This window comes from Micromonospora cremea (genome assembly GCF_900143515.1).
In the GTDB taxonomy this organism is placed as follows: Bacteria; Actinomycetota; Actinomycetes; order Mycobacteriales; family Micromonosporaceae; genus Micromonospora; species Micromonospora cremea.
The window spans coordinates 441,067-455,218 of record NZ_FSQT01000002.1; the positions used below are offsets into that span (position 1 = coordinate 441,067).

Consider the following 14,152-nt stretch of genomic DNA (forward strand, 5'->3'; position numbering starts at 1 on the left):
CGTCGCCTGATGACCGGGGCCAGCCGGGCGGGCTCTACTGGGCACGGGGTGACCCGCAACCGTTCTTCCCGCAGCTCGGGAGGGTCTTCGCGCACCGGCGCCAGACCGCCTCTCAGCACCGGCGGCTCTCTGCACTGGCGGGTCGGGCGCTACTCGGCTCCGTCATCGCTGTTGGCCGAGACGGTAACACCCGATCCCCGCGGCTGTGACGCCTATTTCGGCCCGTCGGTGTCCGGCGTCACAACATCCACGGCGTGATGCCGGTCGCCCGACGCACATAGACGGTGGCCGTCGGGCGTAGGCTCGTTTTCGTGACGATCGAGCACTCCGCGCCGACGACCGGCCAGGCAGCGCGCACCGCAACGGCCGCCCCCGAGGGGCGGCGTCTGCTGCGGATCGAGGCGCGCAACGCCGAGACGCCGATTGAGCGCAAGCCGCCATGGATCAAGGTCAAGGCGAAGATGGGGCCGGAGTACACCCAGCTGCGCGGGCTCGTCTCGCGCGAGGGGCTGCACACCGTGTGCCAAGAGGCCGGCTGCCCCAACATCTACGAGTGCTGGGAAGACCGCGAGGCCACCTTCCTCATTGGCGGCGACCAGTGCACCCGGCGCTGCGACTTCTGCCAGATCGACACCGGCAAGCCGGCCGAGTTCGACGCCGACGAGCCCCGCCGGGTCGCCGAGTCGGTGGTGTCCATGGGGCTGCGCTACGCCACCATCACCGGCGTCGCCCGCGACGACCTGCCCGACGGCGGCGCCTGGCTGTACGCCGAGACCGTCCGGCAGATCCACGCCCTCCAGCCGGGCTGCGGCGTCGAGCTGCTGATCCCGGACTTCAACGCCGTCCCCGAGCAGCTGGCCGAGGTGTTCGGCTCCCGCCCGGAAGTGCTGGCGCACAACGTGGAGACGGTGCCGCGCATCTTCAAGCGGATCCGCCCCGCGTTCCGCTACGACCGCTCCCTGGACGTGATCCGGCAGGCCCGCGCTGACGGCCTGGTCACCAAGAGCAACCTAATCCTCGGCATGGGCGAGGAGCGGGCCGAGGTCTCCCAGGCGCTCCGCGACCTGCACGAGGCCGGCTGCGAGCTGATCACCATCACCCAGTACCTGCGCCCCTCGCCCCGGCACCACCCGGTGACCCGCTGGGTCAAGCCGGAGGAGTTCGTGGAACTGCGCGAGGAGGCCGAGGAGATCGGCTTCGCCGGGGTGATGAGCGGGCCGCTGGTGCGCTCGTCGTACCGGGCCGGCCGGCTCTACCGCCAGGCTCTCGACGCCCGCGCCGGCGCCCCGGTCAGCACCGCCGGCTAACCCGCACCCGCCGCGCCCGGGACCGCCACCGCCGGGCCGAGCTGCACCGACGGCGCCGACGCCCCGACCGCCTGCAGCCGGGCCGAGCTGCGGCCACCGCCGGCCCACGCCGGGCCGGGAATCGCCGCTACCTGGGCACCATGATCGGCTGACGGCTACCGCCTGACATCGGCGGTTGCGCGCCAATTGCCGCACCTCGCCCGTTATGTACAGGTGCTGGTGTCTGTGCTGCGGGTACCGCAACCCGTCCGGCGGTCGCGGCTGCCCGAAATCCTCACCGTGCCCGCCATCGCCGCGGGTGTCGGCTATCGCCTCGGTCTGCTGGGCCACGCCGCGCCGCCGACGAACAGCGACGAGGCCACCATGGGGTTGGCCGCGCTGCACATCGCCCGGGGTGCGGGCTTTCCGGTCTGGTTCTACGGCCAGCAGTACATGGGCACGCTGGAGGCGTACCTGGCCGCACCGGTGTTCGCCCTGACCGGCGGGCCGTCGCTGCTCGGCCTGCGGCTGCCCATGCTGGCGCTGTACACGCTGTTCCTGCTGCTGGCCTGGCGGTTGACACTACGGCTGACCGGGGACTGCTGGTTCGGGCTGCTGGTGGTGGCGCTGCTCGCCCTAGGCTCCGACCGGGTGGTCAAGAACCAACTGATCGCCGGCGGCGGCTATCCCGAGATGAACGTGGCCGGGGTGGCGCTCGCCCTGCTCGCCCTGGATCTGGCCGCCGGACGGCCAAGGCGGCGGCTGGTGTGCTGGGCCGCGTGGGGGTTCCTGGCCGGCCTGATGCTCTGGGTCGACCCGCTGGCGCTACCGTACGTCCTCGCCACCGGCGCGGTGCTGGTCGCGTTCTGCCGTCGGGAACTTCGCGGAACGGCTGGCGCGCTGCTCGGGGCTGCCGCCGCGTTGGGGGCGGCCCCGCTGCTGGCGCACAGCCTGCTGACCGGACGGAACCCGCTGCACGCGGTGCTCGCCGCCAGCGGGGCGGACGCCACCGCGGGCTGGGCGGAGCGGCTGCACGGCGGGCTGCTGCTCGGCCCGCCGCTGGGCATGGGCTTCTGCGCGCCCGGGCGGTGCGCCACCTGGCAGCTGTGGTGGGCGCTCGCCCTGCCGGTGCTGCTGGCCATCGCCGCCGGCACCGCCTGGCGGGTGATGCGCCGACCGCCCACCGCACCGGGGGCCGGCCCACCGCACCGGGTCGCGGCGGCGATGCGGCTGGCTCTGGTGCTGGCCGCGGTGGCCACCCTCGGCGCGTACACCATGAGCAGCGCCGCCGGGCTCACCCCGGTGGAGAGTTCCCGCTACCTGTCCTGCCTGCTCATCTCCCTGCCGGCGCTGCTCTGGCCGCTGTGGACGGCGGCCCAGCAACGAGGCGGGTGGACGGTGGCCCGGCACCCGGGCGGGTGGACGATCGCCCGGCCGGTCGCGCTGGTCGTGCTCGCCGCCACGGTGGGCACCGCCGGCCACGCCACCTGGCGCTCGGCGCAGACCGCCCCGGCGACCCGGGCCGCCGAGGCCCGGCACGCCGAGCTGGTGACCACCCTGCGGCAGCTCGGCGTACGACAGGTACGCGCCGGCTACTGGACCTGCAACCGGCTCACCTTCGCCAGCGCGGAGGAGGTGGTCTGCGCGGTCGTCGACGACACGCTGCGCCCCGGCTTCGACCGCTACCCCGCGTACCGCCGGGAGGTGGAGAGTGCGGCGGCGCCGGCCTGGGTCGCGCCGGCCGGATCGCCGCTGGCGGCCCGGCTCGACGAACGGCTGGACGCCGCCCCAGGCAGCCTGGACCTGGTCACCCTCGACGGCTGGCGGATCTACCTGTCGCGCGCCTGAGGGTGGGCCGACCGCCGCCGGTCAGAGGGGTGCGGCGGGCTCGGCGAGCAGACCGAGACGGTGGGCCAGGGCCGCGGCCTCCCCCCGGTTGGTCACGCCCAGCTTCGCGATGATCCGGGACACGTGGACGCTGGCCGTCTTCGGTGAGATGAACAGCCGCTCGGCGATCCGGCTGTTGCTGTGCCCCTCGGCGACCAGCCGCAGCACCTCCCGTTCCCGCGAGGTCAGCAGGTCGACGCCGGGCCCCGCCTGGCCCGCGGCGCGCAGGCCGACCCGGCGGGCCAGGGTGGCGGCCGCCTCGGCCAGTGGGGTCGCGCCCAGCCGCCGGGCGATCTCGGTGGCCTCGGTGACCGCCGCCGCCACCTCGTCCCGCTCTCCGGCGGCGGCGGCCGCCTCGGCCAGCGCCAGCAACGCCCGGCCCAGCGGGTACGGCTGCCCGTCGGCCCGCCACGCGTCCACCGCCGCACGCCAGGACGGCAGCGCCCGGCCGGCGGTCGCGAGCAGGGCGGTGACCTGGGCGGCGTGCGCCCGCGCGGCCGGGTGCCGAGCGGGCAGGTCGGCGGCGAGCGCCGCGACGGCGGCCGCCAACTCGGGGTCCCCCACCCGGGCGGCGGTACGCGCGACGGCGCTGAGCACCGGCCAACCCTCGCGGGGCAGCTGCGGCAGGCTCTGATCGGCCAGCGCGACGCGGGCCGCCCGGACCGCCTCGACCTTGTCGTCGGCGGCCAGCGCCGACTCGATGCCCAGCTCGTGCAGGGGCAGCCGGTGGTTCGGCCACAGGTAGGGCCGGCCGAGGAAGGCCAGCGCCCGGTCGACCAGCTCGTCGGCGCCCGGGTGGGCGCGGGCCAGCCGCAGCCCGGCGCCCAACTGGAGCCAGTGCAGCCCGGTGACGCCGGACAGGTCGATCCGGGCGGCCTCCGCGCACACCGCCTCCGCCTCATCCCACCGGCCCAGCGCGATCAGCGCCTCGGCCCGGTTGGACAGCAGGTACGCCCCGGTGGAGCGGCTGATCCCCACCCGCCGCGCCTCGGCCACGCCGGCCTCGGCCACCTGCGCGGACTCGGCGTAGCGGCCCAGCTCGCAGAGCACGTCCGATCGGTACACCATGGCGATCACCAGGGCCTGCACGTCCCCGGCCTCGCGGGCGACGGACTCAGCCTGGTGCAGCTCCGCAAGCCCCCGCTCCAGGTCCCGCTCGCCGTGGCAGAGCAGGGCGATCCGCGTGGGCAGCAGGGCCACGTGCTCGTCGAGCGCCTCGGCGTCCGTGGCGGCCTCGGCGGCCACCCGGGCCGCCTGCTGCGGGTCGATCTTGACCAGGTGCGCGGCGATGTCGGCGAGCAGCCGGACCCGCTCCACGCCGGCCGGGCCGCCCGCCGCCAGCCGGTACGCCTCACCCAGCTCGCTGCTGCCGTCGCTCTTGCCGAGCAGGGCCAGCAGTCGACCCCGCTGGTCCAGCAAACGGGCGGCGCGCAGGGGCGCGGCGTCGGCGTCCACCTCGGCCAGCCCGGCCCGGGTCAGGGTGATCGCACGGCTGAAGTCGCCCGCCGTGACCGCGGCATCCAGGGTCTGCTCCAGCAGCGCCAGGTGGTCCATGCCGAGCCGGTCGGCGGCGTCGGGCACCAGTTCCCAGAGCTCCAGCACCCGTTCCAGCAGCCGGCGCTGCTCGGCGTAGGCGTACCGGTCGGCGGCGGCGCAGGCGGCGGCCCGCGCGGTGACCAGGGCCCGGGGGTGGTCGTGCGCGGCGTACCAGTGGTGGGCGATCTCGGCCGGGGCCCGGCCCTCGGCGACCAGGTGCGGCTGGGCCTCGATCGCCGCGGCGAACCGGGCGTGCAGCCGGGCGTGCTCGCCCGGCAGCAGCTCGTCGTGCACGGCCTCGCGCACGAGCGCATGCCGGAACTCGTAGTCGCCGTCCCGGGCCACCACCAGCTGGGCGGCGACGGCGGCGCGCAGCGCGTCCTCCAGCTCGGTCTCGGGCAGCCCGGCGACCTCGGCGAGCAGGTGGTGGGCGAAGCGGGTGCCGCCGGCCGCCGCGATCCGCAGCACCCGCTGGGCCGGCTCGGGCAGCCGGTCCACCCGGGCCAGCAGCAGGTCGCGCAACGTGTCGGGTAGCGCGGCGCAGCCGACGGGGTCGCCGGCGACGGTCAGCTCCTCGATGAAGAAGGGATTGCCCTGGGTGCGTTCGTGGATGTCGTCGACGGCGCGGGGGGCCGGCTCGGCGCCGAGGAGGTCGGCGAGGATCGCGGCGGTGCCGTCGCGGTCCAGCCGGCCCAGCTCGACCCGCTCGACGCCGCGGGCCCGGTCCAGCTCGGCCAGGAACGGGCGCAGCGGATGCCCGCGCTGCAACTCGTCCGTGCGGTAGGTGCTGACCAGCAGCAGCCGGCCCGGCCGGGCGGCCCGGACCAGAAAACCGATCAGGTCACGGGTGGAGCGGTCCGCCCAGTGCAGGTCCTCGATCACCAGCACCAGCGGCCGGGCGTCGGCGAGCCGTTGGAACAGCTCGGCGACCAGGTCGAACAGGTAGCCGCGCGGGGCGTCGGTGAGCGGCGCGGCGCCCGGCGCGGCCAGCACCGCGGACACCCGGCCCAGCTCGGGCAGGAGCCGGGCGAACTCCGCCTCGTATCCGGCGAAGACCTCGGCGCCGTCGGCGCGCAGCACCGCGCGCAGGGCGGCGGCGAACGGGGCGAACGGCAGGCCGGCCTCGCCCAGCTCCAGGCACTGGCCGACCAGCACCCGGGCGCCGCCGTCTGTGGCCCAGCCCGCGAACTCCTCCAGCAGCCGGGTCTTGCCGACGCCCGCCTCGCCACCGACCAGCACGGTGCTGGCCTCCCCTGCCCGGGCCCGGGCCAGCGCGGCCCGCAGCGCGGCGATCTCGCGCTGGCGGCCGACGAGGACGGAGCTGGCGGCGCGTACGGTCACGGGGTCGAGCATGCCATGACGGGCCCGGCCGCCGGCCCCGCCGATCGGCTGGTGACCGAGCGGCGGGGACGGCGGCGGGGTGGGCGCAGCGGCGGGTGGGGCGATCGCCGTCACCGGCGGTCGTCGCCGGTGCGTCGGGTCTGCTGACGCCGGCCCAGCCAGCTGCGGCCAGCGGGACGCGACACGGACCGGGCGAGTCGTTCCGTCGCCGCCTCGGCGCGCAGCTCGGCGGCGTGGGTGTGGTGCAGGGTGAGCAGGAATTCTGCGTCGTTGCCGAACATCTCGGGCTCCTTCGTGGCGTGGTCATCGTTCTGTTGATGACTCTTCGCGCGAAGGCCCCACCCGGGCATGGGCACACCGCCTGATCTTCTGCCGCGCCACCCTCCTTACCCGCGGACCGCGGAGGCGTACGGCGACGTAAGGTACTCAGCCGGCCGGCACCCGGACGCGGATCAACGGGGCGGGCGGCGCCCACTAGACTCTGCGACATGGCAAAGCCCCAGGAGAAGGTCTCGTTCGGCCAGCGGCTGAAGCAGATCGGGATGGTGTTCCAGTTCACCGCCAAGCAGGACCGGTGGTTCGCGCCGCTGGTCGCCGCCGCGGTGCTCATCCCGCTCGCCCTCACCGTGGTCGCGGTCATCCTCTGGAGCTGGATCTGGCTGCCGCTGGGCATCCTGTTCGCCCTGCTCGCAGTGCTGATCGTGCTGAACCTGCGGTCCAACAAGGCGATGATGAACGCCGCCGAGGGGCAACCCGGCGCGGCGGCGCAGATCATGGAGAACATGCGGGGCGACTGGCGGGTGACCCCGGCCGTCAGCTCCACCACCCAGATGGACATGGTCCACCTGGTGATCGGCCGGCCGGGCGTGATCCTGCTGGCCGAGGGCAACCCGCAGCGGGTGCGTGGCCTGCTCGGGCAGGAGAAGCGGCGGCTGGCCAAGGTGATCGGCTCCGCTCCGCTGCACGACTACGTGATCGGGCAGCAGGAGGGCGAGCTGCCGATCCGCAAGCTGCGGACCACGCTGCTGCGGCTGCCCCGGGCGCTCAGCGGCAAGGACGTCAACTCGCTGGACAAGCGGCTCAAGGCGCTCACGGCCCGGCCGCAGATGCCCAAGGGCGCGATCCCGAAGAACATGCGACCGCCGGGCGGTTCCTTCCGCCAGTCGCGGCGCTGACCCCCGCGACGTACGCCTCGAAGAGCCGGAGCCCCTACGGGCCCGGCTCTTCCGCGTTGGGGTGGCAGTCAGCGGCGGGGTGCGTCGACGATGACCGCGTCGGTGAGCCGGTCGTGCAGGCCGCGACGGTGCTCGTCCATGATCAGCGCGGGGACGACGAGGGCCAGCAGCAGACCCCGGCCCAGCCCCCGGAGCAGCCCGATCCGGCCGCCGTCGTGCCAGTTCACGCAGCGGACCTTGGTGATGTACATGCCCGGCGTCTGGGCGAACAGGCCGAGGAAGAAGCCGTACAGCAGGATCAGCACCAGCACGGGGGCCCAGCCGTCGCGCACCGGGTCGGCGAAGATGTTGGCCACCAGCAGGCACAGCACCCAGTCGATGATCAGCGCCCCGAACCGCCGACCCAGGCTCGGTGGAGTGAAGGTGGGATCGGTGGCCGGCGCTGCCGGGGCCTGCGGGTTGGTCACAGCGGTCAAGGGTATCCGTGTCGGGATCGGGCCTTCCGGGTGCCGCCACCGCGCGCGCTAAATCGGGCCAATAGCATCAAATGTCATTACAATGGCATAGCCGGTACGGCGTTCGCGGCGAACCCGGAGCGCTGGAGGAGCGTGGATGACGCTCCGCGAGGGACGTAACACGGTAGAAACACCGGGGACACGGCCGGGCAACCCCCTGGCCATAGCGTCGCCAGAAGCCTAGCCACCCCGTGGACGTGCCAGGAGGACGTGTGTTCGCCAATCCCGAGGAACTGCTGCGATACCTCAAGAACGAGGACGTGAAGTTCGTCGACGTTCGTTTCTGTGACCTGCCCGGCGTGATGCAGCACTTCAACCTGCCGGTCGAGTCCGTCAACGACGACCTGTTCACCGACGGCCTCGCGTTCGACGGCTCATCGATCCGCGGTTTCCAGGCGATCCACGAGTCGGACATGCTCCTGCTCCCGGACGTCGCCACCGCGTTCATCGACCCGTTCCGGGCGCAGAAGACCCTCGCGTTGAACTTCTTCATCCACGACCCGTTCACCCGCGAGGCCTACAGCCGCGACCCCCGCAACGTCGCCAAGAAAGCCGAGGCGTACCTCGCCGCCAGCGGCATCGCCGACACCGCCTACTTCGGCGCCGAAGCCGAGTTCTACATCTTCGACTCCATCCGCCACGAAACCTCCGCGCACCAGTCGTTCTACTACATCGACTCCATCGAGGGCGCCTGGAACACCGGCCGCGAGGAGCCCGGCGGCAACCGCGGCTACAAGACCGCCTACAAGGGCGGCTACTTCCCCGTCCCCCCGGTCGATCACTACGCCGACCTACGCGACTCGATCGTGCGCCGCCTGGTCGACTCCGGCTTCACCGTGGAACGCTCACACCACGAAGTCGGCACCGCCGGCCAATCCGAGATCAACTACCGGTTCTCCACGCTGCTGCACGCCGCCGACCAACTCCAGCTGTTCAAGTACATCGTGAAGAACGAAGCCTGGGCCAACGGCAAAACCGCCACGTTCATGCCCAAGCCACTGTTCGGTGACAACGGCTCGGGCATGCACACCCACCAGAGCCTCTGGCTCAACGGCGAACCCCTGTTCTACGACGAGACCGGCTACGCCGGCCTGTCCGACATGGCCCGCTGGTACATCGGCGGCCTGCTGCACCACGCCCCGTCGCTGCTGGCCTTCACCAACCCGACGATCAACTCCTACCGCCGTCTGGTGCCGGGCTTCGAGGCGCCGGTCAACCTGGTCTACTCCCAGCGCAACCGCTCGGCCTGCACCCGCATCCCGGTCACCGGCGCCAACCCGAAGGCCAAGCGGGTCGAGTTCCGCGTCCCGGACCCGTCAGCGAACGTCTACCTGGCCTTCTCGGCGATGATGATGGCCGGCCTGGACGGCATCAAGAGCAAGATCGAACCACCCACGCCGATCGACAAGGACCTCTACGACCTCCCACCCGAGGAGTGGGGCGACGTCAAGCAGGTGCCGGGCTCGCTGCCGGCGGTGCTCGACTCGCTCGAGGCCGACCACGACTACCTGCTCGACGGCGGCGTCTTCACCCCCGACCTGATCTCCACCTGGGTCGAGTGGAAGCGGGCCAACGAGGTCGACCCGGTGCGCCTGCGCCCGACCCCGCACGAGTTCGCCATGTACTACGACTGCTGAGCTGCCTACGACTGCTGAACAGTCGCTCGATCACCGGCCGGGCCGGCTCCGCGATCGCGGAGCCGGCCCGGCCCCCTTCTCTGGTGATCATGAAGTTGGCGGGCCTTTCAGAGATCGACAGCGCCGCCAAGCTCCTGATCAGCGCGGCCGGGGACGCCGAACCCGGGCGCGCAGGAGGGTCACGAGCACGGCCAGGAGCAGGGCGGTCATCGCCACGGCGCCGGGGGCCTTCGTGAAACGGGCCAGGTTGGTGCCGTCGGGCAGGGCGAGAAAGGCCGCCACCGCCGCCGGTAGCGCGAACCACGCCGCCCGGGTGGGTGTGAGCGCGAGCAGCGCCAGCGGCCAGGTCGCGTACCAGGGGTGGAAGACCGGGGACAGGACGACGGTGGCGACCAGCGCCAGCGCCGCGCCACGCAGCGCCACCCGAGGGCCCGTCACCTCGGCCCGGGTCACCCGCTGGCGGGCGCCGTTCACCGCGCGCAGCACCCGCCAGGCCCGCCACCAGAGCCCCACCAGCACCCCGGCGAGCACCAGCAGCGCGACCGCCCGGACCACCGGCACCGCCTCCGGGGCACGGCCGATCAGCGCGCCGGCGTAGTCCACCACCAGACCGACCGCGGTGGGCGGCGACGTCCACTGCTCGGAGTCGCCGCTGTGGATCAACCCACCCACCCAGCCGAACCCGAGACCGGACAGCGCCGAGGTGACCAGCAGCGCACCCAGCACCCCACCGGCCAGCCACCCGCCGTCGCGCAGCAACGCCCGTACGGTGTACCGGCCGTGCACCGCGGCCAGCGCGGCGAACGGCGCCACCACCACGGCGCTGGCCTTCACCGTCACCGCCAGCCCGAGCAGCGCCCCGGCGAGCAGCAGCGCCGCAGGCCGGCCCGGCCGCCGAATCACCACCAGCAGCCCGCCCAGCAGCAGGCCCAGCATCACCGCGTCGTTGTGCGCCCCAGCCACCAGGTGCACCCCGACCAGCGGGCTGGCCAGCGCCAGCCAGGCGGCCCGTCGGGTCGGCACCCCGGCCGCGCGGGCCAGCCCGGGCAGACAGAACGCGGCCAGCAGCAGCCCCGCCACCGCGATCACCCGCAGCAGCACGATCGCGCCGGCCAGGCCGCCGCCGAGGCCGACCGCGAGCGCCGCGAGCAGCACGAAGACCGGTCCGTACGGGGCGGGGGTGTCCCGCCAGATCGGCGCCACCGCGTCCAGCCACGGGCAGCCCGCCGCCGCCACCGGAGTCGCGTACGGGTCGAGGCCGTGCCCGTACGTCCAGCCCTGGCAGGCGTACGAGTACACGTCCCGGCTGCCCAACGGCGGCGTGAGCAGCAGCGGCAACGCCCACAGGCCGGCGGTGGCGTACGCCCACCGGGTCGACGGCGTACCCCCGCGCAGCGACCACCACGCCCCGACAAGCAGTGCGGTGCCGAACAGCCAGCAGGTCAGCGTCGCCGGGCCGCCCGGGGAGCGCCAGATCGACACTGGCGTCGCGCCCAGCGGGGCGTCGGGCAGCGCCCCGCCGAGGTACCCGGCGACGGCGAGCAGGACCGCGCCGGCCAGGCCGCCGTACCGGGCGACGCGCGCCGTCCGCGGACCGGCGGACGGCGGTGGGGCGGTGGCGGCGCCGGGAACGGTCACCGGCGCACCTTTCCTCAGTCGGTAGCGACCGGCTGACGGGCCGCCCGAGCCGACCGTACCAACCGGATGACCAGCACGATCACCAACAGCGTCATCAGCGGCGCCCCGACCGACTTCGTGAACCGGGGCAACCCGGTGCCGTCCGGCAGCACCAGGAACGACGACACCAGGGCGACCACGGTGAACCATCCGGTCCGCCGGGCGGTCGCCGCCAGCACGGCCAGCGGCCAGATCCAGTACCAGGGGTGGAACAGCGGCGCCAGGGCGACCGTGGCGGCAAGCGCCAGTCCGGCGTGCCACAGCGGCTCCCGGGTGCGGGCCCGCCACCAGAGCCAGACCAGCAGCACCGCCAGCACCGCCATGCCGATCGCCCGGGTGACCGGCAGCGCGTCGATGTGCCCGCCGAACGGCACCGCCAGGTAGCCGACGGTCTGCCCGACCGCCGTGGACGGCGACGTCCAGGCGATCACGTCACCGCCGCGGGCCAGCCCGCCGACCCAGCCGAAGTCCAGCCCGGCGGCGAAGGTCACCCCGACCACGACGGCGACCGCGCCGCCGACCACCCACCCACCGTGCCGGATCAGCGCCCGGATCGAGTACCCGCCGACGATCGCGGCCAGCGCGGCGAACGGCACCACGACCAACGCGGTCACCTTGATCGCGGCGGCCAGTCCGAGCAGCACGCCGCCGGCGAGCAGCGGGCCGGGGCGACCCGGCCGGGAGGCGATCACCGCCAGCCCGGCGACCAGCAGGCCGACCATCAGGGCGTCGTTGTGCGCGCCGGAGACCAGGTGCACGGCGACCAGCGGGCAGGCCAGCGCCAGCCAGACCGCCCGACCGGCCGGTACGCCGGCCCGCCGGGCCAGCACCGGCAGACCGACCGCGGTGAGCGCGACCCCGGCCACCGCGATCAACCGGAAGGCCACGATCGCGGCGGTGAGCGATCCGGTGGCCTTGACCACCGCGCCGGAGAGCACCACGAACAGCGGCCCGTACGGCGCCGGAGTGTCCCGCCAGATGTAGGAGATGGTGTCCAGCCAGGGGCAGGGCAGCGCGGAGACGCCCTGCTCGTACGGGTTGAACCCGGCGGCGTAGCTGGCGCCCTGGCAGGCGTACGCGTAGACGTCCCGGCTCTCCAGCGGCGGCGCGATCAGCACCGGCAGCAGCCAGAGCCCGATGGTGACCAACGCCCAGCGGGTCGATGGCACCTTTTCGCGTAGCGCCCACCAGGCGCCGGCCATCAGCGCGGTGCCGACCAGCCAGACGGCGATGACCACCGGCCCGTTCGGCCCCTGCCAGATGCTGGCCGGGGTGGGGCGCAGGGGTGAGCCGGGCAGGGCGCCGCCGAGGAACGCGGCGACGGCGAGCAGCGCCGATCCCGCCAGTCCGGTCCAACGCGCGAGGTGGTGAGGCACGCCGGACATGCTGCCAGTACGGTTGTCGCGGTACGGAGGTGGGCATGCGGCGCAGTCGGGTGGTGGCGGTGGCCACCGGTTTCGCCGCCGTGCTCGGCGTGCTCTGGCTGGCCCTGCCGCTGATGGGGTCGGACCTCGCCGCGCAGGTGGCCCGGGCCGACTTCTTCGCCGCCCACGGCCCCACTCCGGTGGACCTGCGCTGGTACGGCGGGGTGCAGCAGTTCGGCTACAGCCTGCTGTCCCAGCCGGTGATGGCGCTGCTCGGCGTGCGGGTCACCGGCGCGCTGGCCCTGGTGGCGTCGGCCGCCGCGCTGGCCGCGCTGCTGGTCCGCAGCATGGTGCCCCGTCCCCTGCTGGGCAGCCTGGTCGGGGTGGTCACGCTGGCCGGCAACCTGGTTTCCGGCCGGGTCACGTACGCCCTCGGCGTGGCGTTCGGGCTGGCCGCGCTGCTCGCGCTCACGCACGGCGTACTCCCTGGCCGGCGGCGTTCGCCCGGCTGGCGGCTCGGGCTCGCCGCGGCCGGCGCGCTGCTGGCCTCGGCGACCAGCCCGGTGGCCGGCCTCTTCGTCGGCCTCGCCGGCGTCGCGCTGCTGCTCACCCGCCGGTACGCCGACGGCCTGACGCTCGGGATCGCGGCGGCTCTGCCGCTGGGGGCGACCGCGCTGCTCTTCGGCGACGGCGGCTGGATGAACATCAGCCGCACCGACGCGCTGCGCGCGGTGCTGACCAGCCTGGTGGTCGCCGCGCTGGTGGCGTACCGACCGGTGCGGGTCGGCGCGCTGCTCGCCGCGGCCGGGGTGCTCGCCGCCGCCCTGGTGCACACTCCGGTGGGGTTGAACGCGACCCGGCTGGCGACGATGTTCGCGCTGCCGGTGCTGGCCGCCGCCGCCCGCCCGCCGGCCTGGCTCTCCGCCCGGCTGGCCCGCCGGTCCGCCGCCCGCGTCGCGCCGTCCAGGGGCGCGACTCCGCACACCGCGCGGCGGGTCCGGCTGCTGGGCGGCGTCGGCCTGGCCGCGCTGCTGGTGGCGGTCTGCGTCTGGCAGCCGCCGGTGGTCCCCGCCGACCTGCGCAGCATCGGCGACCCGACCAGCGCGCCGGGCTACCACGCGCCGCTGCGCGCGTTCCTGGCCGCGCAGCGGCTCACCGGGCGGGTCGAGGTGACGCCGACCCGCAACTACTGGGAGGCGGCCCGGCTGGGCGAGGTGCCGCTGGCCCGGGGCTGGCTGCGGCAGGCCGACATCGACCGCAACCCGCTCTTCTTCACCACGGTGCCGGGAGCGGCCGGCACCGGCGTACGGCTGACCCCGGCCAGCTACCGGGACTGGCTGACCGAGAACGCCGTGCAGTACGTGGCGCTGCCGGACGCCCCGCTGTCCTGGGTGGGGCGCGCCGAGGCGGAGCTGGTCGAGGGCGGGTTGCCGTACCTGACGCCGGTCTGGTCCGGCCCGCACTGGCGGGTCTGGGCGGTGGCCGACCCGACGCCACTGGTCGCCGCTCCCGCCGAACTGGTCCGCGCCGACAGCGCGACGGTGACCTTCCGCGCCCCGACCGCCGGTCCGGTGGCGGTCCGGGTCCGGCACAGCCGGTGGCTGGTCGCGTCCGGTGGCGCCACCGTCACCGCCGCCGGGGAGTGGACCGCCGTCACCGTCCCCCGCCCCGGCGAGTACACCGTCGGCAGCTGAACACCTGTTGGAAAGGGACCCTTCCTCTACCGCAGGCGTG

The 14,152-nt window shown here is 74.3% G+C and carries 10 protein-coding genes; 5 read left to right on the forward strand and 5 right to left on the reverse strand.

What is annotated here, in order from left to right:
• Window positions 1-284 precede the first annotated feature (284 nt).
• Together lipA and BUS84_RS15330 are read left to right on the forward strand one after the other, a co-directional pair.
• Window positions 285-1,307 carry a lipoyl synthase gene (lipA, locus tag BUS84_RS15325; RefSeq protein ID WP_143728429.1) on the forward strand — a complete coding sequence of 341 codons (1,023 nt, stop codon included), beginning with the start codon at window positions 285-287 and terminating at the stop codon, window positions 1,305-1,307.
• A 213-nt stretch (window positions 1,308-1,520) separates the two neighbouring features.
• Window positions 1,521-3,134, forward strand: coding sequence for a hypothetical protein (locus BUS84_RS15330; RefSeq protein WP_074313247.1), 1,614 nt, complete (start codon window positions 1,521-1,523; stop codon window positions 3,132-3,134).
• A 21-nt stretch (window positions 3,135-3,155) separates the two neighbouring features.
• Here the strand turns inward: BUS84_RS15330 and BUS84_RS15335 are convergent, their stop codons facing one another.
• Together BUS84_RS15335 and BUS84_RS38640 are read right to left on the reverse strand one after the other, a co-directional pair.
• Window positions 3,156-6,050: a helix-turn-helix transcriptional regulator gene (locus tag BUS84_RS15335; RefSeq protein WP_244298585.1), complete on the reverse strand. Its 2,895-nt coding sequence runs from the start codon at window positions 6,048-6,050 to the stop codon at window positions 3,156-3,158.
• Between the two features lie 110 nt (window positions 6,051-6,160).
• Entirely contained in the window at window positions 6,161-6,331 is a 171-nt protein-coding gene (locus tag BUS84_RS38640) for a hypothetical protein (RefSeq protein ID WP_167627068.1), read from the reverse strand.
• A 207-nt stretch (window positions 6,332-6,538) separates the two neighbouring features.
• Here BUS84_RS38640 and BUS84_RS15340 point away from each other — a divergent pair, with 207 nt between their 5' ends.
• Window positions 6,539-7,225 carry a DUF4191 domain-containing protein gene (locus tag BUS84_RS15340; RefSeq protein WP_074313249.1) on the forward strand — a complete coding sequence of 229 codons (687 nt, stop codon included), beginning with the start codon at window positions 6,539-6,541 and terminating at the stop codon, window positions 7,223-7,225.
• Window positions 7,226-7,293: 68 nt separating this feature from the next.
• Here BUS84_RS15340 and BUS84_RS15345 read toward each other — a convergent pair whose 3' ends face one another.
• Window positions 7,294-7,692 carry an RDD family protein gene (locus BUS84_RS15345; protein WP_074313251.1) on the reverse strand — a complete coding sequence of 133 codons (399 nt, stop codon included), beginning with the start codon at window positions 7,690-7,692 and terminating at the stop codon, window positions 7,294-7,296.
• 260 nt (window positions 7,693-7,952) lie between these two features.
• Here BUS84_RS15345 and glnA point away from each other — a divergent pair, with 260 nt between their 5' ends.
• The gene (glnA, locus tag BUS84_RS15350) at window positions 7,953-9,377 is read left to right on the forward strand and encodes a type I glutamate--ammonia ligase (protein ID WP_074313253.1); all 1,425 of its coding nucleotides are present in this window, start codon (window positions 7,953-7,955) and stop codon (window positions 9,375-9,377) included.
• A 138-nt stretch (window positions 9,378-9,515) separates the two neighbouring features.
• Here the strand turns inward: glnA and mptB (BUS84_RS15355) are convergent, their stop codons facing one another.
• Together mptB (BUS84_RS15355) and mptB (BUS84_RS15360) are read right to left on the reverse strand one after the other, a co-directional pair.
• Window positions 9,516-11,015, reverse strand: a complete 1,500-nt coding sequence (mptB, locus tag BUS84_RS15355) for a polyprenol phosphomannose-dependent alpha 1,6 mannosyltransferase MptB (protein WP_074313255.1) — start codon at window positions 11,013-11,015, stop codon at window positions 9,516-9,518.
• 14 nt (window positions 11,016-11,029) lie between these two features.
• Window positions 11,030-12,430, reverse strand: coding sequence for a polyprenol phosphomannose-dependent alpha 1,6 mannosyltransferase MptB (mptB, locus tag BUS84_RS15360; RefSeq protein WP_208869677.1), 1,401 nt, complete (start codon window positions 12,428-12,430; stop codon window positions 11,030-11,032).
• A 44-nt stretch (window positions 12,431-12,474) separates the two neighbouring features.
• On the opposite strand from mptB (BUS84_RS15360), the gene BUS84_RS15365 reads away from it, so the two are divergent.
• Entirely contained in the window at window positions 12,475-14,112 is a 1,638-nt protein-coding gene (locus BUS84_RS15365) for a hypothetical protein (protein WP_074313259.1), read from the forward strand.
• The last annotated feature ends 40 nt before the right edge of the window (window positions 14,113-14,152 follow it).